The sequence below is a fragment of the Streptomyces sp. NBC_00190 genome (assembly GCF_036203305.1).
Lineage (GTDB): Bacteria > Actinomycetota > Actinomycetes > Streptomycetales > Streptomycetaceae > Streptomyces.
In genome coordinates, this window is the sequence record NZ_CP108131.1 from 8,595,239 (window position 1) to 8,614,507 (window position 19,269).

At 68.9% G+C, this 19,269-nt stretch carries 18 protein-coding genes and 1 pseudogene; 12 read left to right on the top strand and 7 right to left on the bottom strand.

Annotated elements, in window-relative coordinates; translation table 11 throughout:
• Nucleotides 1-21: 21 nt before the first annotated feature.
• Genes OG429_RS39940 through OG429_RS39955 form a run of 4 tightly spaced genes read right to left on the bottom strand, consistent with a single transcriptional unit; the run spans nucleotide 22 to nucleotide 3,865 of the window.
• Nucleotides 22-843 (bottom strand): carbohydrate kinase family protein, encoded by an 822-nt coding sequence (locus tag OG429_RS39940; protein WP_328923243.1) that lies wholly within the window; start codon nucleotides 841-843, stop codon nucleotides 22-24.
• A 10-nt stretch (nucleotides 844-853) separates the two neighbouring features.
• Nucleotides 854-1,657: a hypothetical protein gene (locus OG429_RS39945; RefSeq protein WP_328923242.1), complete on the bottom strand. Its 804-nt coding sequence runs from the start codon at nucleotides 1,655-1,657 to the stop codon at nucleotides 854-856.
• Nucleotides 1,654-2,358, bottom strand: a complete 705-nt coding sequence (locus tag OG429_RS39950; protein WP_328923241.1) for a maleate cis-trans isomerase family protein — start codon at nucleotides 2,356-2,358, stop codon at nucleotides 1,654-1,656. Before OG429_RS39950 ends, OG429_RS39945 begins: the two co-directional genes overlap by 4 nt.
• Nucleotides 2,342-3,865, bottom strand: a complete 1,524-nt coding sequence (locus tag OG429_RS39955; protein WP_328923240.1) for a radical SAM protein — start codon at nucleotides 3,863-3,865, stop codon at nucleotides 2,342-2,344. The genes OG429_RS39950 and OG429_RS39955 overlap by 17 nt, the downstream gene beginning before the upstream one ends.
• Before the next feature lie 340 nt (nucleotides 3,866-4,205).
• Between OG429_RS39955 and OG429_RS39960 the strand changes: the two genes are divergently transcribed.
• Together OG429_RS39960 and OG429_RS39965 are read left to right on the top strand one after the other, a co-directional pair.
• Nucleotides 4,206-4,493 carry a hypothetical protein gene (locus OG429_RS39960; RefSeq protein ID WP_328923239.1) on the top strand — a complete coding sequence of 96 codons (288 nt, stop codon included), beginning with the start codon at nucleotides 4,206-4,208 and terminating at the stop codon, nucleotides 4,491-4,493.
• A gap of 223 nt (nucleotides 4,494-4,716) precedes the next feature.
• Complete coding sequence (locus tag OG429_RS39965) at nucleotides 4,717-5,067, top strand: hypothetical protein (RefSeq protein WP_328923238.1); 351 nt, start codon at nucleotides 4,717-4,719, stop codon at nucleotides 5,065-5,067.
• Between the two features lie 231 nt (nucleotides 5,068-5,298).
• Here OG429_RS39965 and OG429_RS39970 read toward each other — a convergent pair whose 3' ends face one another.
• Together OG429_RS39970 and OG429_RS39975 are read right to left on the bottom strand one after the other, a co-directional pair.
• Nucleotides 5,299-5,511 carry a hypothetical protein gene (locus tag OG429_RS39970; RefSeq protein WP_328923237.1) on the bottom strand — a complete coding sequence of 71 codons (213 nt, stop codon included), beginning with the start codon at nucleotides 5,509-5,511 and terminating at the stop codon, nucleotides 5,299-5,301.
• Nucleotides 5,512-5,577: 66 nt separating this feature from the next.
• Nucleotides 5,578-6,030 carry an ATP-binding protein gene (locus tag OG429_RS39975; RefSeq protein ID WP_328923236.1) on the bottom strand — a complete coding sequence of 151 codons (453 nt, stop codon included), beginning with the start codon at nucleotides 6,028-6,030 and terminating at the stop codon, nucleotides 5,578-5,580.
• 429 nt (nucleotides 6,031-6,459) lie between these two features.
• Between OG429_RS39975 and OG429_RS39980 the strand changes: the two genes are divergently transcribed.
• Nucleotides 6,460-7,812 carry a hypothetical protein gene (locus OG429_RS39980; protein ID WP_328923235.1) on the top strand — a complete coding sequence of 451 codons (1,353 nt, stop codon included), beginning with the start codon at nucleotides 6,460-6,462 and terminating at the stop codon, nucleotides 7,810-7,812.
• 255 nt (nucleotides 7,813-8,067) lie between these two features.
• On the opposite strand, the pseudogene OG429_RS39985 reads toward OG429_RS39980, so the two are convergent.
• Nucleotides 8,068-8,223 (bottom strand): annotated as a pseudogene (locus OG429_RS39985) (IS5/IS1182 family transposase); the annotation flags it as partial.
• Nucleotides 8,224-8,944: 721 nt separating this feature from the next.
• Between OG429_RS39985 and OG429_RS39990 the strand changes: the two are divergent.
• The 9 genes from OG429_RS39990 to OG429_RS40030 all read left to right on the top strand — a co-directional run bounded on the left by OG429_RS39990 (nucleotide 8,945) and on the right by OG429_RS40030 (nucleotide 19,259).
• The gene (locus OG429_RS39990) at nucleotides 8,945-9,355 is read left to right on the top strand and encodes a hypothetical protein (RefSeq protein ID WP_328923234.1); all 411 of its coding nucleotides are present in this window, start codon (nucleotides 8,945-8,947) and stop codon (nucleotides 9,353-9,355) included.
• Between the two features lie 680 nt (nucleotides 9,356-10,035).
• The gene (locus tag OG429_RS39995; RefSeq protein ID WP_328923233.1) at nucleotides 10,036-11,031 is read left to right on the top strand and encodes an amino acid--tRNA ligase-related protein; all 996 of its coding nucleotides are present in this window, start codon (nucleotides 10,036-10,038) and stop codon (nucleotides 11,029-11,031) included.
• On the top strand, nucleotides 11,015-12,535 hold the full coding sequence (locus OG429_RS40000; protein WP_328923232.1) for a class I adenylate-forming enzyme family protein: 1,521 nt from the start codon (nucleotides 11,015-11,017) through the stop codon (nucleotides 12,533-12,535). Before OG429_RS39995 ends, OG429_RS40000 begins: the two co-directional genes overlap by 17 nt.
• 29 nt (nucleotides 12,536-12,564) lie before the next feature.
• The gene (locus tag OG429_RS40005; RefSeq protein WP_328923231.1) at nucleotides 12,565-13,218 is read left to right on the top strand and encodes an HAD family hydrolase; all 654 of its coding nucleotides are present in this window, start codon (nucleotides 12,565-12,567) and stop codon (nucleotides 13,216-13,218) included.
• A gap of 1 nt (nucleotide 13,219) precedes the next feature.
• Nucleotides 13,220-14,629 carry an NAD(P)/FAD-dependent oxidoreductase gene (locus OG429_RS40010; RefSeq protein WP_328923230.1) on the top strand — a complete coding sequence of 470 codons (1,410 nt, stop codon included), beginning with the start codon at nucleotides 13,220-13,222 and terminating at the stop codon, nucleotides 14,627-14,629.
• Nucleotides 14,630-14,727: 98 nt separating this feature from the next.
• Nucleotides 14,728-16,086 carry a pentapeptide repeat-containing protein gene (locus OG429_RS40015; RefSeq protein ID WP_328923229.1) on the top strand — a complete coding sequence of 453 codons (1,359 nt, stop codon included), beginning with the start codon at nucleotides 14,728-14,730 and terminating at the stop codon, nucleotides 16,084-16,086.
• Nucleotides 16,083-16,790: a PIG-L deacetylase family protein gene (locus tag OG429_RS40020; RefSeq protein WP_328923228.1), complete on the top strand. Its 708-nt coding sequence runs from the start codon at nucleotides 16,083-16,085 to the stop codon at nucleotides 16,788-16,790. The genes OG429_RS40015 and OG429_RS40020 overlap by 4 nt, the downstream gene beginning before the upstream one ends.
• Nucleotides 16,774-18,096: a UDP binding domain-containing protein gene (locus OG429_RS40025; protein WP_328923227.1), complete on the top strand. Its 1,323-nt coding sequence runs from the start codon at nucleotides 16,774-16,776 to the stop codon at nucleotides 18,094-18,096. The genes OG429_RS40020 and OG429_RS40025 overlap by 17 nt, the downstream gene beginning before the upstream one ends.
• Nucleotides 18,097-18,209: 113 nt before the next feature.
• Nucleotides 18,210-19,259, top strand: a complete 1,050-nt coding sequence (locus OG429_RS40030) for an acyltransferase (RefSeq protein ID WP_328923226.1) — start codon at nucleotides 18,210-18,212, stop codon at nucleotides 19,257-19,259.
• Nucleotides 19,260-19,269 lie beyond the last annotated feature (10 nt).

The following is a 19,269-nucleotide window of genomic DNA, read 5'->3' on the forward strand; positions in this document are numbered from 1 at the left end:
TTGTCCCTTCGGTGGGATGGGTCAGCTTCGGCGCGGTGCGGGGATCAGGAGCGGCGGTGCGGTGAGGTGCTCGGCGGCGGCATGGACGGCTTGGTCGAGGGCGCGGGCGGTGTCCTGGCTGGCGAGCCAGTGGGCGAGGAAGGTTCCGGCGAAGGTATCGCCGGCACCGGTCACGTCGGTGGGGTTCACCTGAGGGGGCTGGGCCGCAGCGAGGGGCTGGCCGTGGGTGAGGAGCCGGGCGGGGCGGGGGCCGTCGGTGATGGCGACGAGCGGCAGGGTGTCCGGCTCCAGTGCCTCGGCCAGGAGGCGGTACTCGGCGGCGTTGGTGAAGATGACGGCTGCGCGGTGCAGCCAGGGGGTGGCGGCTCGGATCATGTCGGCGGCGCTGGGCAGGAAGAGGTCCACGCTAAATCCGGCGCGCTGGTTAGTGAGTTCGACGAGGAGAGGCTCGGGTTGGAGGGGGCGGCGCAGGCTGATGTGGAAGAAGTCGCCGGCGTTGGCGGTGATGTGGTCGAGCGCGTGGCGGGTGAGGCCTTCGGTGATGCCGTAGTCGGCCTGGCTGGAGGTCAGAGTGTCGTCGGTTCCGTAGGTGAGGGTGAAGGCCGCGCTGGGGCCGTGGGCGATGGCGAGGGCGGACCAGTCGATGCCTGGCTGAGGGTGTGTTGCGGGGAGCCCGGCAAGGTCGTGGCCGATGACGGAGACGGGGGCCGCGTGGGCGTCCGCGCGGGCGGCGGCCAGGGCGGTGTGGAGGGCAGCGCCTCCGAGCCGGTCGCAGCGGCGGCCGTCGGAGTAGTGGCTGGTGTCGTGGGAGATGTTCCCGACGACCGATAAGCGGGTGTGCACGGTCGTCTCCTCAGCGGCCGGAGTGGGTGCAGTCGACGATCCGGGCGCACAGGGGCCGGCGGGTGCACAGGTTCTTCGGCGGCTTGTTGAGGTACTGCCGCTTGAAGTAGATGAGGACCAGGTGGACCCACCAGGTGGGAGCGGCGTCTTCGGGGATGGTCACCCGGTGGCCGTGGTGGGCGGCCATGGCGCGGAAGGTGTCGGGGTCGCGGGTGACGGTGCCTTCGAGGAGGTGGCGCAGGCGCTCGTGGGCGACGGGCCCGGAGGGCAGGGTGATGCCCAGGGCGGGGGCGAGCTTGGTGACCATGCCGGAGTCGACGGGGATGATTCCGCAGTGGTAGCCGCGGGCGTAGAGCACGGCGCACTGGGCGACCTTGTACGAGGCGCCGTGGACCTGGTCGGCAATCTGCTGGATCAGGTCTTTTTGGGCGAGCTCGGCGGGGTCGGTTTCGTCCTTGGCCCACTGCTCGAAGAGGAGGTTCAGGGAGCGCAGGTAGTCGATGCGGGCCTGGGGTAGTCCGATGGGCCTGGCGAGGTCGGTGACTTCGGTGTCGGTGGACGCGGCGAGTGCGTCGAAGCCGAGGGTGTCGGCTTCGCGGATGACGGCCGCGTAGGACGCGATCATCCGGTAGTTGACGCGGGTGGACCATCCGGCGGCGAGCATGCGCATGCGGGGGTCGGTGATGCTGGTCGGCCACCACCGGTTGTTGTCGTGGTTGGCCTCGACCTCCGTCCGGATGTCGGCCAGGGCGGCGGCTGTCTCTACGAGGCGCGTGATCCGCTTGCGCTCGACCACGGGGGGCTTCGGGTTCACGGGTTGGCTCCCTGCTTGAGGTGGGCGGCGTAGGCGGCCATGGCGGACACGGAGGATACGACCGGCCGGTCCAGCTGGTGGGCGAGTTCGGAAAGGATCGGCTGGGTGCGCCAGCCTGTGCAGGACAGGACTACGGCGTCTGCCTGGTCCAGCGCGTCGCCGGGCATGGACAGCACGAGGTCTCTGGCGCGGGCGGGGGCGACGTCGGGGTAGCCGTCGGCCAGGCCGAGGCTCGCGCAGGCGAGGACCTTGACCCCGTGGGTGTGTAAGGCATTCGCTTCGGTGCGGGTGACGTCGTCCGGGTACGGGGTGGCCAGCACGATGCGGCGGGCGCCGAGCCGGGTGAGCTCGGCGAGCAGGGCATCGAACGCGGTGGCCACGCCTTCGGGTACGGGAGTGGTGCCCGGGGTGAACCCGGCGGAGGTGCAGCCGAGCAGTAGGCCGTCGAGCGGGATGTGCCGCAGCGAGTCGGCTCCGTCGGTGGCTGCCGCGCGCAGACCGTCCCAGAAGCGGCTGTCGATCGCCGTCGTTCGGGAGGCGGGCACGAGACGGGCGTAGTGGAAGACCACACCGTCGGGGGCGAGGAGCGGCAGTTCCTCCTCGATGGCGACGTTGGCCCATGGCACGAGGACGCCGACGCGGCGCGGCCGGCCGCCCCCGGTCAGGGAGGCGGCCGTCCGCTGGTCAGGCCGCGACGGCAAGGCGCTGCCCGAAGATGACGCGGGGGGCGTGGCCTGTGATGGCGAGATCGCCGCTGGTCCCGACGGGGGTGGCGGTGTTGGGCTCGATGATCTGGATGGAGTACGAGCCCAGGCGCCGCCACCAGGTGCCCATGTCGTTGACGAAGTAGGAGTGCAGGCCCGGTACGAGGAGCCCAGAGGGGTAGACGCGCTCCTTCATGGGCTGGTCCCATCCGTGGTCGATGTCGGCCTTCCACGTCTCGAAGTGCTCGGCGGACGGTGCCAGCGGCTGGCCGTTCTGCGCGGCGAGGGGGGTGCCGGGGAACGCGCGGACCTGCCGGACGTTGGTGCGGTGGCACATCAAGCCCGCGTGGTAGATGCGGGTGAGCCAGGTCAGGTTGGCGATGTGGGTGGCGTGCGTCTCGCCGGGCATGCCGTAGATCAGGTTCAGGCCGGGCAACAACATCGGCAGTCCGCCCGGGCCGCGTTCGCCACCGGCCTCGTTGACGTGCTGGACGGCGCGCATCAGGACGTCGGGGGTGCAGGTGAGGGTATTGCGTTCGATGACGACCAGGTCGAAGGACTCGATGCCCATGGGCGCGCAGTTGCCTTCGGTGCAGAACTCGGCGACCAGGCCCGCGATCTTCCGGCCGACAGGGGCCGCTACGGCGAGCGGGTCGGCGTTGTCGATGTGGAGGACTTCCAGGTCGGGGCAGGCCTTGCGGATCCCGGACAGCAGGGCGCGGATCTTGTCCACGTCGCGGTTGTGGTAGGAGAAGAAGCAGGTCTGCTGGCCGAGGCGGAGGTGCCGGACCCCGGCCGCGTACAGCTGACCGGCTTCCTCCACGATGTCGTCCACGTCGCGGAAGGCGACGATGGGGGACTTGCCAGGCTCGTTGCAGAAGTCGCAGAAGTTGCGTCGGGTGCAGCCGCGGTACATCTCCAGCTCGGCGATCGGCGTCCACGGCATCTGCTCGACCAGGCCCGCGAAGGAATCGCGGTCAGCGCGCAGTCGGCCGTACGGGGCGGAGGTGCGCGAGCCGAGGGCGATGTCCTTTGAGGTGATCGTGTGGGTGTGCGAGGCGTCGAAGAGGCCGGCGTATTCGGCGGGTTCGGACAGCATGAAGGTGGTCATCGGGCCCAGCAGGTAACGCTTGCCGCGCACGCACGACATGGCGCGGGCGATGTCGGCGAGACCGCCGTTGACGGCATGCAGGTGCACTGAGGGCACCTTGTCGCCGCCGATGACGATGACCTCTTCGGCATCGCGAAGCAGCCGGATCGCGTCATCGCGATTGGCGGTCGTGGAATAGGTGAGGGGGTCGCTGTGCGGGGCGGCCACGTGGGGCTTTCCGCCGTTGAGGCTCCAGCGGACATCGTCGATCGTCAGGTACCGCACATCGTTCCCGGGGCGGGCCTGGCGCAGGGCGGAGTACGCGGTGCGCACGTAGGTGGAGATGTACGGGGGGACGCCGAGCCCGCTGGGTTCGACGGTGTAGCAGTCCAGTACGACCGAGTGCTTCGTCATCGGTGATCCCTTCACCTGGTCTTCGGTCTCGCCCGCCAGGGGTGGCGGGCGAGGGTACGCGCGTGGGGATACGCGGGCCGTGGCGGCAGGTAGCGCGGAGGACTTGGGCGCGGCCAGCAGGGACGCCGAAGGGGGCATGTGCTGGCCACGCCGGGGAGGTGATTCCGCCTGCGACTGCTCGACCCAATCAGGAGTCAGCTGAAGGCGGTATCCCCCGAGACCGGTCTGGCGGTGTGCTTCACGGGGGCCCGCCAGGCCGGGCGAGGGCGGTGCGCTGGTCCTTCATGGCGTCCTCCTGTGAGATGGCCCGAGACCGTTGTCTTCGCTATCGTGCGCCGGTATGACCGAGCCGTTCGCCCAAAACGAGGACCGTCCGGCCTGCGGAATCTGTCCGGCGCACCGGCTGCCGTGCGAGTCGTTCGTGGTGTACGACCGGCCGAGCCGTGAGTGTCCGTTCGATCCGGCCGACGGGTTCCGCTATACCGCCGAGAGGACTCCGGCGTGCGTGCATCCGCACAAGATCGGCGTTGAGCCGGACCGGATCGCCCCGCCACCGGCGGCTCCGGAATCCGCGGACGAACCGACGCCGCGGGCCCCGAGGCGGTGGTGGGCGTTGGGCAGGGGCTAGGCGGCGGCGAAGTCGATGTCGTGCTCGCGGCCGGCGCGGTCCATGCGGATGCTCGCGTACCGCGCGGTGAGGACCTGCACACGCCGGTCGACTTCGGTCTTCGGGAGCCAGTACCGGCGGGGCTCGCCCCACGCGAGGCGGAAGGCGAGGTGGGGGGTGAAGTCCCCGTCGGTGAAGTCGGTGTGCTCCTGGTCGGTCTGGTGGATGAGCTGGAACCCGATGCGTGCCGCAATCCGCGCGCGAAGAGCTGGGGCTGGGCGATCATGGCGTGGGTCATCTCGTCCACCGGCACCGCGATGGGGATCTCGGACATGACCTCGTCGCCGGTCAGGTCGAAGACGGCGGCCTTGAGGACGAGGGCGCGCAGCCTTTCGGTGAACAGCGGCGCCTTGTCCTGGTAGAGGTTCCAGCGCTCGATGACCGGGAAGCCGGTGAAGCCTGCCAGTCGGAGGAGTATTCCAGGGTGGCGGCCTCGAAGGCGCCGAACTCCACGTCCGCGGTGATCGCGGCCAGGATCTCCTTCGCCCGGCCAGCGGTCTGGGCGGGGGTGGGCATGATGCTCGTGCTCATCTGAGGTGCTCCTTCGGTGAGGTGGTGCCCGGCCTTGCCACGGCGGGGTACGGGCAACGGGGGTGGTGCATCCCTCCGGCCTGGTGTCGTGTCGTTCCCCGGGCCGGGGGAACCACCCGTCCCCAACGGGGGAGGGGGCGGGCGGGAGCTGGAACCGGCCCCAGCCTCCGGGACTCGGTGGCTCGCCTCTGGGAGGGGGAGCGGCGAGCCAGTTCACCGGAAGTCGGGGCCAGGGCTATGGGGGTGGCGGCGGGAGGTTCGGGGCGGACGGCGCGAGGGGCGCGTGTGCGACATCGTGGACCTCGTCGCAGATGCCGCCGATGGCGAGGGCCAGGCCGCCGAGGTTCGCAGCGATCAGCGCCAGGCCGAAGAAGGCGTCCCCGTCGACTCGGCTGCGCCAGCTCTCCCAGTGGCGGGATGGGGAGGGAGACCGGTCCGCCGATCTCACCCCACCCTGCGGGCATCCCACGATCGGCGGCGTGCGGTGCGGCCTGCGCGGCTAACGGTGGGGGCGTCACTGGCCTGCCTCCTCGGCGGTGGTGACTTCCGCCCACACGCGCTTGCCCCACCGCATCCGCTCGGTTCCCCACTCGGCGGCGAGCGCGTCGACGAGGAACAGACCGCGGCCCGACTCGTCGAACGGCGCCGGCTGCTTCGGCACGGTGGGGCCGTTCGGGGAGCGGTCGATGACCGCGACCTGTACGCGGTCCTCGCCCAGGCGGACAGCCTTCACGCGGATCAGGTCGCGGCCGTAGTGGTCCACGGAGTTCGTCACGAGCTCCGACATCACCAGGACAGCGCTCGCCTCCAAGGCCTCCAGGCCCCAGACGTCGAGCGCCTTCCTCACGAGCTGCCGCGCGGTGGCCACGGACTCCGCCACACACGGCAGGGTCTGGGCGTAGAGGGGCAGATCAAGCGGGTCAGGGATCGAAGGCAGCATCAGCTTCTCGCTACTCAAAAGGGTCACCGGCTGCTCCCGACGGTGCGGGAGGGAGAGGGCAGTTCGGCTGTGGCCATGGCGGTCATCGCAAGTCCGCCGGGATCGGCCCGGTAGCGCCGGTTCCCCCTCCCGCGACCACCCTGCGGCAGACGACTTCAGGCCGTACTCGGCGCGGGCGAGCGTGCCGACAGCGCGGGCGTCACCCAGTACGCGGAAGCGAGGGCTGGGGTGATCGGGGGGCGGGTTCATCACGTGGCACCTGCCTCTTTGCCGGGGCCGCCGCTGCCGCCTGTCGGGGGTGGCAGGCGGAGCGGCAGCGGTCCAGTGGGTGCTCGCGGCGCCGAAGTTGTGGCAGCCCGAGCGGCTCACATCCATCCAACGCGGGTACGTGCTGGGGTGGCAGGGGCCACACTGGCCTGACGGTTGAACGGGTTGAACCGAGGTTCGGGGGTTGGAATGGCGGCACGAGTACGCACACCGAACGAGGCCCTCGCCCGCCTGATGGCGGAGGCAGGGGTCGGAAACGACCAGCTCGCGAGGCGGGCGAATACCGCCGGGGCCGAGCTCGGGATCTCCCTGCACTACGACAAGACGTCCGTCTCGCACTGGCTGGCCGGATCCGTTCCCAAGGCGCAGGCCCGTCCGGCCATCACCGAAGCGCTCTCGCGCCTCCTCGCACGCCCCGTAACCTCGGCCGAACTCGGCTGGGCGACGGGCCCGGCCCCCGCTGCCGAGGTCGGCGGCGGCAGCGTGGTGAGCGAGGTGGCCGACTTGACCAGGGCCGATATGGATCCCTCCCGCAGGAGCCTGCTGGGCGCGGGCATGTACGCCGCCGCGCTCGGCGTGCCCCGCTTCGAGGACATCGCCGGGCGGATAGAGGAGACCAGCCGGCCCGGGCGGAGCCTGCGGATCGGCGCCTCCGACGTCGCCACCGTGAGGACGATGACCGACCGGCTCGCCGACATCCTGGACGAGATCGGCGCCGGGCACGCCCGCCCGATGGCCGCAGCCTTCCTCGCGAACACGGTCACGCCGTACCTGGACGCGGACGGCCCCGCGGCCGTGAAGCAGGACATGCTGGCCGCCGCGTCGGACCTGGTCTACCTCACGGGGTGGATGGCGATGTACGAGGAGCAGCAGGGCCTCGGTCAGCGCTACTACCACCAGGCGCTCAAGCTCGCCGGGGCGGCCGAGGACCACGTCACGTACTGCCGGACCCTGCGCGGGATGAGCCTTCAGGCATCGCATCTGGGGTACGGGCCGAAGGCGGTGGAGCTCGCGAACGCGGCCGCCGAGGCCGCGCCCGCGTCTGGACCTCGCTTGGTCGCGTTCCTGCGGGGGCAGCAGGCCGCCGCCGCGTCCATGACCGGAGACCGGCGCGGGGCCCTGGCCCGACTCCGGGAGACCGAGGACGCCCTGTCTCAGGCCGACAACAGGCGCGACGCCGTCGGAGGCTACGACCAGGCCGCCTACTTCTTCCACCAGGCCCACGTCTTCTGGCACCTCGGCGACAGGGCCGCGTCGATCACCGCGCTGCGCCGCTCCAACCGCGTCCGCAACGCGCAGGAGAGGCAGGGGCGCCTGCACGCCCTTGGGGTGATCGCCGACCGGCAGACACAGATGCGCCACGTGGAGGCCGCCACGGAGACGTGGGCAGAGTTCCTGGACCTGCACACGACGCTGTCCTCCGCCCGGGGTGACGCCCACCTGCGGACGCTGCGGTTGGGCATGGCCGAACACCGGAAGGTCCGAGGTGTCAGCGACCTGCTGGCCCGGGCGGATGACGTCGCGCGGCTCAAGGCCGCCTGACCGTAGCGCAGTACGTGGGGTCCGCTCCCCGGATACGGGGCGGGCCCGACGCGTCATTCGCTGCGCGCCGGCAGGCGGCCACGGACGAACCGGCGGGCCTGGTGCGGCTGCTGACCACCGGCTGCTGGTCGTGGTGCTGGTGCTCGGGCTTGTGGTCATCTCGCCTCTGCGTCTTCGTCGATGTGCGGGGGGCAAGGGCGGCGCTAACACCCGCACCTGGAACGGGGCAACGGCATGACCGACCAAGGAGCAATCTCACGTGGTGAGCTTCGCGAGTCTCTTGTAGCAGGTCAGGGCTGCGGCGAGGCCGAGGAAGGCAAGGAAGTGGCTGCCTTTTCGTTCGTATCGGACGGTGAGGCGGCGGTAGCCGAAGAGCCAGGAGATCGACCGCTCGATCTTCCAGCGGTGCCGAAACCGTGCCGCCCGCATCCTGCTCCGGGTGCGGGCCGTACGGCGTCAAGCCTTTCGGTCACTTCGGACTGTGTCTGACGCCGAGCCGACTCAGTTGTCGGGGCGGAGAGGCGCGGCCTCGCCCGCCTGCGCGATTCAGTGCCCGGCGGTCGCCGGCGGCTTGCTCGGTCGTCGGACCGCAGGGCGGCGAGGAAGTGCCTGCTGCACGTGGCCGGTGAGCCGCGGGTGAAGGCGTCGGTCACCTGGTGGAGTGACTGCCGGCCGGCGAGCAGTTGCTCGGGCAGGCCGGGGCGTTCGTCGATGATCCGGGGGGCGGAGAAGTCGTCGCGTACACCACAGCCGTGAATACCGCCCGCTCGTCTACCGGGGCAGTAACCCCGCCTTGCGGACGGGACGTGAACCTTGGCATCAACAGAGCTACCAGCTCCCACATTTCGTCCAGAATCAGCCGACGCGACAGATCAACCCTCACGGTGCAGCATCGTGCTGCGCCTCGAAGTGTCACGTGAGACATCTTCTTAGGTCTGATCACATCAAACTCTTCTGCCCCGCAAAGAGACTTCGGTTTCACGTCCTGCGGAAAGCCAGCCCTGTGACCCTCAACTCTCATAGACAGCAAGGGCGTAGCGCGTTAGCTTGTATCTGCTGCACCGAGAGTCTGTCTGTGCTTCGATGAAATGCCAGAAACTGATTAGGCATCAGATGTCAGGAGGTGGGTGCAGTGTCGGAGTGGGGGTGGTCTCAGCAGCTCGAGCAAAAACTGCAAGAGAGCGAGTTCCTCAAGGAGAATAAGCTCGGGGCGAAGATCGGTGAAACCGTTGGTGCGGCGGCAGGAGTGGCAGCCGTGGCCTGCGGGGTCCTTTATGCCGGTTCGGCGGCCGCAGCCTCCGCCAGTGCTGCGGCGACGAGTCACGCTGCGGCCATGGCTGTGGCAACACCTGCTGTCGCCGCCGCTTCGGAGAGGGCTTATCGGGCTGGCTTCTGGGTCGGCAAGCAGGCGGCGAGTCGCGGACTCAAGAACACCGCCAAGGCTGCGTTCACGCTCGGTCGTTTCGGCGGGGCGTACATCGGTGCAACAAACCAGGCGGTTCTGCGTGAGCTTGGCGAAGAATTGCGTGACCTGTTTGCCTGAGTGCCTTCCGTGATTCCGGGGCGATGGTCTGTTCTGTGTCGTCCCGGTGATCGCCGGCATATGGGGTAGTCATATAGGCATCTGTCTCGGTCGACGGTGTTTTCTTTTCGGTATGCTGTCGGATTGGGTATTTGGCCGCCGGGGGGCGTCGTGGTGCGGCTCAACGGGGAGCGTCGGCGCGTGCGCAGTGACGGCAGTGGGCACAGCGTGGTGGATTCGGCTGCCAGGGAGGGCGGAGCCACCGCGAAGCGCCCCCGTCAGTTGCTCGCAATTAGCTGTTGCCGCAGGTGGTCACCCGCAGGTGGCTGGTGTTCCGTCCCCTTCGCGGTGGGCCGAAGGCGTGGCCGGGATCCCGGCCACGCTCGCTCCCGACGAACTCGGTGACTTCCTCTGGACCGAGGTGCCCGTACAGCACCGCTTTCATCAGGGTGTGGCGGAGCAATGCTGTGACTGTTCGATCTTGCTGTGGCCCTAGGGTTCTGTGGCTTGTCTGAGAACAGGGAGCGGAGCTGGCGTCGGCTTGGGGGCCGTTTTCTGTGGCCGGCTGGTAGTTCGCGACCGCCGGCAAGGGACTTCAGATGCACTTCACAGAATGAGTCGGCATCCGGAACGGCCTGCCGGCCCATGCTGCGCAACAACATGCCGCAGGGCGTCGTCTGTGCCGTCAGGGAGGCTTTGCAATGCTGTCGGTGAACGGGAGCGACTGCGAGGACACGCAGGTCGACCACGAGTCGGTGGGGGCGCAGTTCGCGCACCTGCTGAGCGAACGCACTAGGGAAAATCTCCGCAAGCGGCACGCGATCCGCGCTGCCGCACATCAGCAACTGCAGGCCGAGGGCTTCGGTGAGTTCGACACACCAGTGCTCGGTCGGTGGGTGAACGAGTACAGGGTCGGCAACATCAGCGCGACGACCTCCACTGGCGAGCATCTGTGGTTGGCGCAGTCGCCGCAGGTGTATAAGCAGATGTTGATCGCCGGGGGGTACCAGCGGTACTACCAGTTCGCCCACTGCTTCCGGCAGGAGGTGCGCGAGCCGGGAACGAACGATTCTCTGCGCGAGTTCGTCCAGTTGGACATCGAGATGGAGACGGGCGATTTGGAGGCCGTGATTGCGGTCACAGAACGGCTCATCACCCGGGTCTGCTCCGCAGTGGGCTTGCCGTGTCCAGATGCGCCGTTTCCGCGGTTGCAGGCGAGGGAAGCCGTCAGCCGGTACGGCACCGACCGCCCTGATCTTCGGATTCGGCCCGACGAGATCTCGATGCTCCTGGTCGTCGACTTCCCGCTGGCCGAGCGCGACGATGAGGGGGCGATCAAGCTCACCCGGCATCCCATGGCGCTGCCCCGGCAGACGCCCGACAGCCCGCAAGAGATGCTCGACATCGACACGTGGACGTTCGACCTGGTGATGAACGGGATGGAACTTGCCAGTGGTGGGCTTCGCATCAACGACGCTGCGTTGCAGCGGCACGTACTGACGGTGGCTGGCATCGATCTCGCGTCGTTCGAGGACCTGCTGCACGTGCTCGAGGACTGCCCCCCGCACGGCGGGCTCGGCCTGGGTCTGGACCGGCTCTGCATGCAGTTGCTCGGTGCGGACTCGGTCGCCGAGGTCACTGGATTCCCGTTCAGGTTTGGGTACTGGAGCAGGAGCGGCAATGTTGCGGTTTCCTGATCGTCTCGACCAGCTCGTCGTCACCGCGGCCGAGAACTGGCCCGACGCAACGGCCCTCGTCGGTCAGGACGGTGAGTTGCTGACGTATCGCGACCTCAGCGCCCGGGCACATGCAGTGGCGGATCGTCTGCTCAGGTGCGGGGTGGAGCGCGGATCGGCCGTGCTCGTCGCGGTGAGCAACGCCCCGGCCGACGTTGCGGCGCAGGTGGGCGTATGGCTGTGCGGCGCGGTCGCGGTGCCGGTACACAGATCATCCCCCCCACGCGTGGCTGAGGATGTCGCCACTCGCACCGCGGCCTGCGCCCTGGTGGACAACCTGCGGTCCGAGTGGTTCCCCGACGGCGAGGTGGACACGCCTGAGCACGGCGTGCGCCGGTTGGCGCAGGCCGGATCCGCGCACCCCGCGGAGCTGGATGAGGATCAGGCTCTGGTGATCTTCACGTCCGGCTCGACGGGGCGACCCAAGGGGGTCGTGCTGTCGCATCGGGCTTTCTGCCGCAAGCTCGAGGCGATCGACAGTGTCTTGGCGTTCGCGCCGGGCACCTCCCTGCTCCAGGTTCTCCACCTGCACTTCAGCTTCGGTCAGTGGACGACGCTGCTGACGCTGGCGACCGGCGGCACCGTCCACCTGATGCCCCGTTTCACCGCCGCAGGCATGATCGAGGCACTCGCACGGTTTGGCATCCATCGCACGGCGGTGGTGCCCACGATGCTGCGCAAGCTCCTTGCGGAATCGGACGAGTCCGCCTTGATGCGCCTGCGCGCTGTGGGAGCACCCCGGCTGTGGATCGCGGGTGGCGAACCCCTGGCTGCCGGTCTCGGGCTGGGGCTGACGGACCTTCTGCCGCATGCCCGGATCACGGACGTCTTCGGGCTGAGCGAGACGTGTACCTCCGACTTCATCGTCGCACCCGAGGCGTACCGTGAGCTGGCCGGCAGCATTGGGTTCCCGTCTGCCGGCGTTGCGGCGAAGGTGGTGGGCGACGACGGGCGCGACGTACCTGCGGGGGAGGTCGCCGAGCTGTGGATCCATACGCCGTTTCGCATGACGGGCTACCTGGGCGATCCGGGCGCGACAGCGGCGGCGACGGCAGGTGAGTGGTTTCGAACCGGCGATCTCGCACGACGTGGCGATGACGGGCGGTTCGTGCTCGCGGGGCGGGCGAAGAACATCATCAGCCGCGGCGGGAACAAGATCTCCCCACTGGAGGTCGAGGGCGTCTATTCCGGGCATCCGGCCTGCGCCGCAGTCGTGGCCACCGGCGTCCCCGACGATCTGCTCGGCGAGCGGACGGTACTGCTGGTAACACTCCGTCACGATGCACAGGTGGACGAGGCCGCCCTGCGTGAGTGGGGGCGACAGCAGATGGACCGGTTCAAGCTCCCCGACGAGGTGCACATCATCGATGAGCTGCCGTTGGGCCCGACCGGGAAGGTGGATCGGGTCGGCGTCCAGCGAATGGCGCGCGAGCGCGGCCTGAAGCGAACGAGGCAGCAGCCGTGATACCTCCGCACGGCGACGCACCGCGCCCGGTGCTGTTGCTCGACGTCGGAGGTGTCCTGCTGCTGCCGGCCGCGTCCGAGGTCGTCGAGGCGCTGGAGGCCTGGGGCGCCTCCCTGCCGGAGGTCGATGACGCGACACTGCACTACGAAGCGGTCTCTGCCTTCGACTGCTCGGGCGACATCCTCGACTACCGGCGCGCGTACGGGCGGGGTCTCGGCCTGCGCGGGGCCGCGCTCCAGAGTGCCGCCTCGGCGCATGAACTCTGGCGGCGTCCGTGGTCGATCGCGATACCGTCGGCGGTGGAGAAGCTGCGCTGGCTGGTCCAAGACGGCGGAGTCGACGTCGCCATCGTGTCCGATTCCGACGGCACGGTCGCGAGTCAACTCGTCGACACAAAGGTGTGCCAGGTGGGGAGGGGGCCGCTGCCCGCAGTGCTGGCAGTGTGCGACTCGACGCTAGTGGGGGCCAGGAAGCCGAGCCGTCTGATCTTCGATGCCGCGAGGCGGGCGGTGGGTGAGTCGCGGCGCATCCTCGGCCATGTTGGGGACAGCCTGCGGTGCGACGTTCGCGGAGCGTACGGCGCGGACCTGAAGCCGATCCACATCGATCCGCTCGGCAGCTGCCCAGAGCGCGACCACCGGCACGCGACGGCTCTGGCCGACCTGAGTTCCGGGCTGGCCTGACATGGCCGACGTGCTGGTTCTTGGGGGTGGGATCGCCGGGCTGTCAGCGGCGCTCTTTTTGGCCCGCAGCGGACACTACGTGCAGCTGATCGAGGGGGACGCGGCGTCGGCGCCGGTGAACCCGGACCACACGTTGCGCGGCTGGCCGCGGCAGGGAGTCGCCCAGTTCGGGCACGGCCACGCGATCCACGCACTGGCACGGCGCACGCTCCGACAATGCGCGCCCGATGTGCTGCGGACGCTGGCGGCCGCCGGTGCGGGCGAGCGCGACTTCGGCACGTACATCCCCCCGGCGGAGCGCGAGCCGGGAGACGACGAACTGGTGGCGATCCTCGTCCGGCGCTCGGTCTTCGAGTGGGCGATGCGCCGTGCGGTGGAGGTCGAGGAGCACATCGACATCGCCGCCGGTATGCGCGGCGTCGGCCTCGTGGCTTGTGACGGCCGGCGTGTTCCCGGCGTGGCGGGCGTGGGGACAGGCGACGGCCAGATCTTCCGGGCCCCCTGGGTGGTGGACGCCACGGGCCGGAAGTCGAGGGTCACGGCCTGGTCGGTGGAACTCGGCGCCGCCGCTGCGGAGGTCTCGTGGCTGTACTCCGGAACCCGATACTATGCCCGCCACTTCCGGTTCACGGGGGCTGCGCGACCACCGGCGAGTGAGTGGCACTTCGGCCCCGCGGGTGACCTGGGCTACCTGCGGTTCTCCGTACTGGAGGAGGACCGCGACTCCTTCGTCGTCACCCTCAATATCGCGCCCACTGACCAAGAGCTGCGCGTCCTGCGCGAGGCCGAGGTCTGGACCCGGGCCGCGTTGTGCATGCCGGTGCTGGCCGAGTGGCTGGCCCTGGCCGAACCGATCTCCGACGTGTACGTGATCGGCGGTCTGAGTAACGTCTTTGTCCGCCACGGGCCGACTACCGCCGTCGGTGGCGTGATCCCGATCGGTGACGCACTGTGCCAAACCAATCCGACACATGGCTGGGGCGTGTCCATGGCGTTGCACCACGCCCGCCTCGTAGCCGAGGCACTGAACCGTGGCCAGGCACCAACCCCGGCCGACACCGCCGACATTGTCGCTACGCTGTCGCGGTTTTCGCTGCCGTATTACCAGGCAGCCGCGGCCGAGGACACCGAGCGTGCCCGGCTCGCGGAGGGGGAGAACCGTGACGTCACGAACCTCGACAATCCTCTCTTCATCCGTAAGGTGGCCTACGCACAGGCCGCCAAGGACACGAAGCTCTACCGGGCGGTCCAGCGTCGCATTCACCTCTTCGACGATCCGACCGTGCTCGCCCGTGACCGGGACCTGCTGACGTACGCCGCCCAGCTGGCGCCGACGGCAGTCCTCACGTCAGGGCCGAGCCGGCCCGAACTGCTCGACCGGCTCACCTCGACCCGCTTGGCAGGCAACTGACGTTGACTGGTGTTACGACGCCAAGGAGCGCAATGTTGACAGAGCATACGTATCTGTTAGAACGGCTGTCGGGATCTCAGCCGAATGAACGTGCCCTGGTGCTAGAGGAACTCTCCGAGTGCACCCAACGACTCGTCGCGTCCACCGGCCGCGGGCTGGATCTGTGCGAGGCCGATCTCAGCGGTCTCAATCTCGCCGGTGCCAACCTGCGGCGGGCCACGCTCAGCCGGGCGAGCCTGCACAACACGAACCTGCGCGACGCCGATCTCAGCGAGATCACGATGGTCTGCCCGGGCATGGAGCGTACAGACCTGCGCGGGGCCAACCTCGAATCGGCCTACGTCCACGCCCTCGCCGCACAGACATGCAACTTCGACGACGCCAACCTCTCCCGGCTGCGAGATGCGACCGGCACGCTGTTCCACGGCTGCAGCATGCGCGGCGTACAGCTGTCCAGCGCGCAGCTCGCCGGCTCCTCCTTCTACCAGTGCGACCTGAGCGGGGGACGGTTGAGTGGCGCGAACCTGCAAGGCTGCCTCATCAACGAGTGCCTGCTCATCGAGGCGAGTCTGGAGCAGGCGCTGCTGGACCAGTTGTCGATCGTGAAGTCGGATCTGAGCGCAGCCTCCCTCGAAGGCGCCTCCGGGCAGGGACTGTGCCTGCAGCGCCTCACCGGAGCCCGGGCGCTACGGCTCGACGCGGCGGTGCTGCCCCGGCTGCGACTCGACCAGGTCCGCGGCGACAGCTGGACGGCCGACTCGATGCACGTCATTGGCGCGGACTTCAGCGACGTGACGGTGCTGGGCATCAACCTCGACAACGCGGATCTTTCGAACACGACATGGCGGACATGCGTGCTCTCCGACGCTCGCCTGCGCTCGGCCACGCTGTCGAACGCCAAGATTGTGTCGTGCTCTCTGCGAGGGCTGGACGCAGAGGGAGCGCACGCGGAGAACCTGCACATCGTCGAGTCAGATCTCTCGGGATCGGCGATGGCGGGCCTGACCGGCCGGTGTCTCGTCGCGCGAGACGTCAACATGCAGGACTGCGATCTGCGGCAGGCCAACCTGTACCGCGCGATGATCACGGGGGATCCGCCGGGGGCGATGAACCTGCGCGGGGCGAACCTCGTCAACGCGGTCCTGGTCCAGGCGTACGTGGCGGCCGACCTGCGGGATGCCGACCTGACCGGGGCCAACTGCGCCTACAGCAGGTTCTCCCAGTCCGACCTGACCAAGGCCCACCTCGATGGCGCCAACATGTACCAGTCGACGTGGGTCAAGGTCGCCATGCAGGGCGCCTCAGTGCGAGGGGTGCGAGCGCCCGTCTTCGTCGACCGGTGCGTCGGCCTCGCCGAAGCCGTGGCCGGCACCGGGGACAGCGCCAGCGACGAGTTCGCGGCCTACCTGGAGAGCTTCAGAGCTGTCCTGGCGAACGCTCGCAAAGGATCGACATGACCCGTGTGCTGGTCCTCGCTGCCCATCCCGACGATGCGGAACTGGCTGTGGGCGGCTCCATAGCCCGGTGGTCGGACAGCGGAATCGACGTCACGGTGGCGTTCTTCTCGGCGTCGGAATCACGTCCCGCGCTGGTCGGGCGCCGCGTCGCCGCCGCAGAGGAGGCCGCAACCATCCTCGGGCACCGGCTGCAATGGCTGGCCGATCCGGCGATCCGACAGGTGGAGCAGGTCACCGAGTTCGAGGTGGTCGAACTCATCGACAGGACCGTCGCCGCGCTGAATCCGGATGTCGTCATCGGGCACTGGCACGGCGACTCGCACGGCGATCACGTCCGGATGGCCCGGGCCACGTTGGCCTCCAGCAGGCGTTGGCCGACAACAGCCCTGCTGCAGTTCGGCCCGAATGAACACCGGGTGCTCAACTACCTGACCTTCGTCCCGAACATCTTCCTGCCCATAGTGGGCCACGAGCAGCGCAAGAAGGCGGCGCTTCGCGCGTACAGCTACGACGGACAGGGCTTTCGTGAACTCGACCTCGACGGTGCACACGTACGCAATGCCGCCCTGGGATCCCTGTGCGGCCTGGCCGCGGCCGAGGGTCTGTACCTCGCGCGGTGCGTCGGGGGCTCACATACCGCGAACGCACTCGCGCGACTACTCGGCACCGAGCCGTCTGGAGGCGAACGTGAGCAGTACATCTGAGGAGACCGACTACGGGCAACTGCTGGGCGATCGCCGGATCCGGCTGGCCGTGTGGGGTCTGGGATACATCGGCTGGTCGACCGTGGAAGCCTTCGCCGCCAAGGGGGTGGAGATCGCGGGCTACGATCCCGACCCGGAGCGAGTAGCCCAACGCAGGGCGACGGAGTCTGGGCTGGACGTGGCAATATCGAGCGACAGCCAAACGGTTCTCAGTGCGAACTGCCTGGTGCACATGATCGCGGTGCCGACCGAGCGGGACGGGGCGCCGTGTCAGGAGTCGCTGCAGGAGGTCTTCGAGGAGCTGGCAGCCGCCATCGCCCACGGCGAACTCAGGGGCCGCTGCCCGATCGTCATCGTCGAGTCCACCTTGACGCCGGGCACCACCGGCCAGCTGATCGTGCCGATCCTGCGGTTACACGGACTGGAGGTCGGCCGTGATCTCGGGCTGGCTCTCGCCCCGCGCCGGGACTGGTTCCTTGCCGAGGGGCAAGGCATGCGGGAGCTGGATCGCATCTACGCCGGCTACGACCAGTTCTCCAGCCGCTCGGCGGCGAGCATCCTCGAACTCGTCAACGACACTCTGCACCAGGCACCGGGACACCTCGAGGGCGAGCTGGTCAAGTGCGTGGAGAACGCGTACCGGCACATGGACATCAGCCTGGCCAACCAGCTGACCCTCGCCTTCCCCGACATCAATATGGTGGAGGTGCTCAGGCTCGCGGGCACCAAGTGGAACGTCGGCACCTACCACCCGAGTTTCGGTACCGGTGGTTACTGCATCCCCCTGGCCAGCCGGTACCTTCTGCTCGGCGCGCCGCAGCCGAAGGAGCTGTCGCTGCTCGAGGCGGCTGTGGAGACCGACGAACGTATCCGCCAGCTCGTTGCGGAGGCGGCGAGCGGCGGCGGACCGGTGTTCGTCATGGGCATCGCGTACAAGGGCAACATCAAGGTCGACATCCTCAGCCCCGCACGTGCCATCGTGACCCGGCTCCTGGAGGCCGGCATCGAGACGACGGTCTGGGACCCGATGTACACCGCCGCGGAGATCGACGCGAAGCTGGGTGCCGCCGTGGCGGCGACCGACGTGCAGTCGCAGGTCGCACGGGCCCGTACGGTGTTGATCGTCGCCGATCACCGCGAATTCCTCGGCGCCGACTGCGTCGACGCCCTCAACGCGCCCCGCGATGAGCGCCTGGTGATCCTCGACAACTATGGCGCGCTCCAGGCGGTGCCGTGGCGGGATCACGTCAGCTACTTCCGCGCGGGAAGCTCTGGTTGGCTGCGGTCGTGCGCGGGAGAGAACTGATGGACGAGGCGGGCTTGGCCGGTGCGCAGCAACTGCGTGACGCGGGCGCGACGGTCGGGGAGGGCGTACGGGCTTGGCTCGGCGAACTGATCGAGATCGGTACCGATGTCGAAGTGGCCGACGGCGCCACCGTGGTCGCCGACCGGCTGCGGCTCGGCGACGGGGTGCGGATCGCCGCTGGGTGCGACCTGCGGTCCGGCTCGATCGTCATCGGTGCGGGCACCGAGCTGCTCGCCGGTGCCGCAATCCTGGTCGCCGATGCGTTCGAGATCGGTACCGCAGGTCGGATCGAGCAGCGTGTGAACATCACCTGCCGATCCTTCCGCGCCGGGAAACTGTTCTACTTCGGCCACGACTCCGCGGTCGGCTACGGCGGGACCAATGCCTCCACGGCGCACGTGCACATTGGTGACCGGGTCGCGCTCGGCCCCCACAGCATCCTCAACGCCAACTTCCCGATCGAGCTCGCCGATCAGGTCGGGTCGGGCTGCAACCTCACCATGTGGACCCATGGGTTTCACTTCGGCCATCGCCTCCTCGACGGCTACTCGGCGGACTTCTCGCCGATCCGGGTCGACTCGAACGTGTGGCTGGGATTCCATGTCACGCTCCTGCCGGGCGTACACATCGGGGCCAACACCATCGTGGCGGCGGGGGCCGTCGTCGCCCGGAGCCTGCCGGCGGACGTGCTCGCCGGTGGTGTTCCCGCCAGGCCGATCAAGCCGCTGACAGCCAAGCCGGTCGACGCGGCGCAGGCCGCGCAACTCGTCGATCATCTGCTCGAACGCTGGTGCGAGGAACTGGCCTGGAAGGGCGTGCACTGGTCCCTGCGCGACGGTGGCGCGGTGGTCGTTGGTGACACCACTGTGAAGAGGTGGGAGCCGGGGGAGCCGGTACCGCCCCCCGAACCCGGTCGCACACTCGTGCTGCTGACAGTGGACCAGGAGCCGCATCTCGACGCGCCGCGGGGGGACACCGTCGTGCTCGGCCTGCGTGAGGGACGTTTGACCGGCCGGCTGACGGACGTCGCCCACGACCTGCGGGACTTCCTGCGCCGTAATGCCCTGCCCTGCGGTGATGAGGAGACGTTCCACGGCTTGCCCACCGGGCCGTTCGCCCGCCTGCAGAATCCCCGGCAGTCGACGTCCGGATTCCTGGCATGAGCGCCAGCGA

Bases quoted from the DNA above. Each gene is read 5' to 3' on its own strand.
- OG429_RS40000 (WP_328923232.1), top strand. From the start codon at position 11,015: ATGTTGCGGTTTCCTGATCGTCTCGACCAGCTCGTCGTCACCGCGGCC.
- OG429_RS40020 (WP_328923228.1), top strand. From the start codon at position 16,083: ATGACCCGTGTGCTGGTCCTCGCTGCCCATCCCGACGATGCGGAACTG.
- OG429_RS39960 (WP_328923239.1), top strand. From the start codon at position 4,206: ATGACCGAGCCGTTCGCCCAAAACGAGGACCGTCCGGCCTGCGGAATC.
- OG429_RS39980 (WP_328923235.1), top strand. From the start codon at position 6,460: ATGGCGGCACGAGTACGCACACCGAACGAGGCCCTCGCCCGCCTGATG.
- OG429_RS39955 (WP_328923240.1), bottom strand. From the start codon at position 3,865: ATGACGAAGCACTCGGTCGTACTGGACTGCTACACCGTCGAACCCAGC.
- OG429_RS40010 (WP_328923230.1), top strand. From the start codon at position 13,220: ATGGCCGACGTGCTGGTTCTTGGGGGTGGGATCGCCGGGCTGTCAGCG.
- OG429_RS39995 (WP_328923233.1), top strand. From the start codon at position 10,036: ATGCTGTCGGTGAACGGGAGCGACTGCGAGGACACGCAGGTCGACCAC.